A 2,341-nucleotide genomic window follows, 5' to 3' on the forward strand; every position below is an offset into this window, starting at 1 on the left:
GACCGGTCCACTCGATGCCGATGCCTTCCGGCAGCTGCTTCACCATCTGCTCGATGGCGGCCATGGCGTCACCGGTACTCTTGCCCGGCGCCGCTTCCCCAACGATCTCCATCGCCGGCACGCCGTTGTAACGCTCCAGCCGTGGCGAGCCGAAGCTCCAGTCGGTGCTGGCAAAGGCGGAGAAGAGCACCATCTGACCGGCACTGTTGCGCACGTACCAGAGCTTGAGATCTTCCGGGTTCATCCGGAAGGGGGCATCCGCCTGCAGGTAGACCTTCTTGACCCGACCTCTGTCGACGAAGTCGTTCACATAGGCCGAGCCCCAGGCACTGGAGAGCGTGCTGTTGATGTCGCTGATGGAGAGCCCCTGCGCCAGCGCCTTCTCATAGTCGATCTTGATGTCGAGCTGGGGGGTGTCTTCCATCCCGTTCGGGCGCACCCGCACCAGGTTGGGATCCTGCGCCGCCATGCCGAGCAGCTGGTTGCGCGCCGCCATCAGCTTGTCGTGGCCCACGCCGGCCCGATCTTGCAGATAGAAGTCAAAGCCGGTCGCCGTCCCGAGCTCCGGGATGGGAGGCAGGTTGAAGGCGAACACCTGAGCTTCCTTGATGCTGAACAGGTAGCCCATGGCGCGGCCGATGATGGCATTGGCGCTGCGATCCGGCGTGTTGCGCTCCTTCCAGTCTTTCAGCTTGATGAACGCCATGCCGCTGTTCTGACCGCTACCGGCGAAGCTGAAGCCCGCCACCGTCAGCACGGAGTCGACGTTATCCTTCTCGTTCTTCATGAAGTAGTCGCGCATGTCGGCCAGCACCACCTCGGTGCGCTGCTTGGTGGCACCGACCGGCAGCTGCACCATGGACATGATGACCCCCTGATCCTCTTCCGGCAGGAAGGAGGTGGGCATGCGCATGAACAGGATGGCCAGTACCGCCAGCATGGCCGCATAGATGATGCCGTAGCGAACGCCCTGCTTGACCACCTTGCGCACACTGCTCTGATAGCGGTTGGCGCTGGCGTCGAAGGCCCGGTTGAACCAGCCGAAGAAACCGCGCTTGGCACCGAACTCGCCATGCTTGATGGGCTTGAGCAGGGTGGCGCACAGGGCCGGCGTCAGGATCAGCGCCACCAGCACCGACAGCACCATGGCCGAGACGATGGTGAGAGAGAACTGGCGATAGATGGCGCCGGTCGAGCCGCCGAAGAAGGCCATTGGCACGAACACCGCCGAGAGCACCAGGGCGATCCCTACCAGGGCGCCGGTGATCTGGGTCATCGACTTGCGGGTCGCCTCGAGCGGAGAGAGATCCTCCTCGCTCATCAGGCGCTCCACGTTCTCCACCACCACGATGGCGTCATCCACCAGCAAACCGATGGCCAGCACCAGACCAAACATGGTCAGGGTGTTGATAGAGAAGCCGAACGCCGCCATGACGCCGAAGGTCCCCAGCAGCACCACGGGCACCGCGATGGTCGGGATCAGGGTGGCGCGGAAGTTCTGCAGGAACAGATACATAACGCAGAACACCAGGAAGATCGCCTCCACCAGGGTCTGCACCACCTCCTCGATGGAGATCTTCACGAACGGTGTGGTGTCGTAGGGATAGACGATCTCCATGTTGGCCGGAAAGTAGGTGGAAAGCTCATTCAGCTTGCCGCGCACCTTCTCGGCGGTATCCAGCGCGTTGGCACCGGTCGCCAGCTTGATGGCCACCGCCGCGGTGGGTTGCCCGTTGTAGAGCGCCTCGGCATCGTAGCTTTCACCAGCCAATTCGACTCGTGCCACATCTTTGAGCCGCACCTTGGAGCCGTCCTGGTTCACCCGCAGCAGGATGTCGTTGAACTGCGCCACGGTGGAGAGTCGGGTCTGCCCCATAATGGTGGCGGTGAACTGCTGATCGGTCACCGCCGGGGTGCCCCCCAGCTTGCCGAAGGCCACCTGGGTGTTTTGCGCCTTGATGGCGGCCTGTACGTCACCCGGGGTCATCTGCACCCGGTTGAGCTTGTTGGGATCGAGCCAGACCCGCATGGAGTACTGGCTGCCGAACAGGGTAATGTCCCCTACCCCGTCCAGACGGCTGAGCGGCTCCTTGATGTTGGCCACCACGTAGTCGGCCAGATCATCGTTGGTCATGGCGCCATCTTTGGAGATGAAGGCGGCAACCATCAGGAAGCTGCTGGAGGTCTTCTGGACCCGGATCCCCTGCTGCTGCACCTCTTGCGGCAACAGCGACATGGCTTGCTGCAGCTTGTTCTGCACCTGCACCTGGGCGATGTCGGGGTCGGTCCCGGGCTGGAAGGTGAGGGTCACCGATACCCGGCCGGAGGAGTCCGACTGGGA

1 protein-coding gene is annotated in these 2,341 nt (G+C 63.0%); it reads right to left on the reverse strand.

Annotated features, from left to right (window positions below):
* The coding region (locus tag CAK78_RS10885; protein ID WP_094697274.1) for an efflux RND transporter permease subunit at nucleotides 1-2,341 on the reverse strand (2,341 nt) is incomplete at both ends.

The organism is Aeromonas sp. A35_P, assembly GCF_002259925.1.
GTDB classification, from domain to species: Bacteria; Pseudomonadota; Gammaproteobacteria; order Enterobacterales; family Aeromonadaceae; genus Aeromonas; species Aeromonas dhakensis.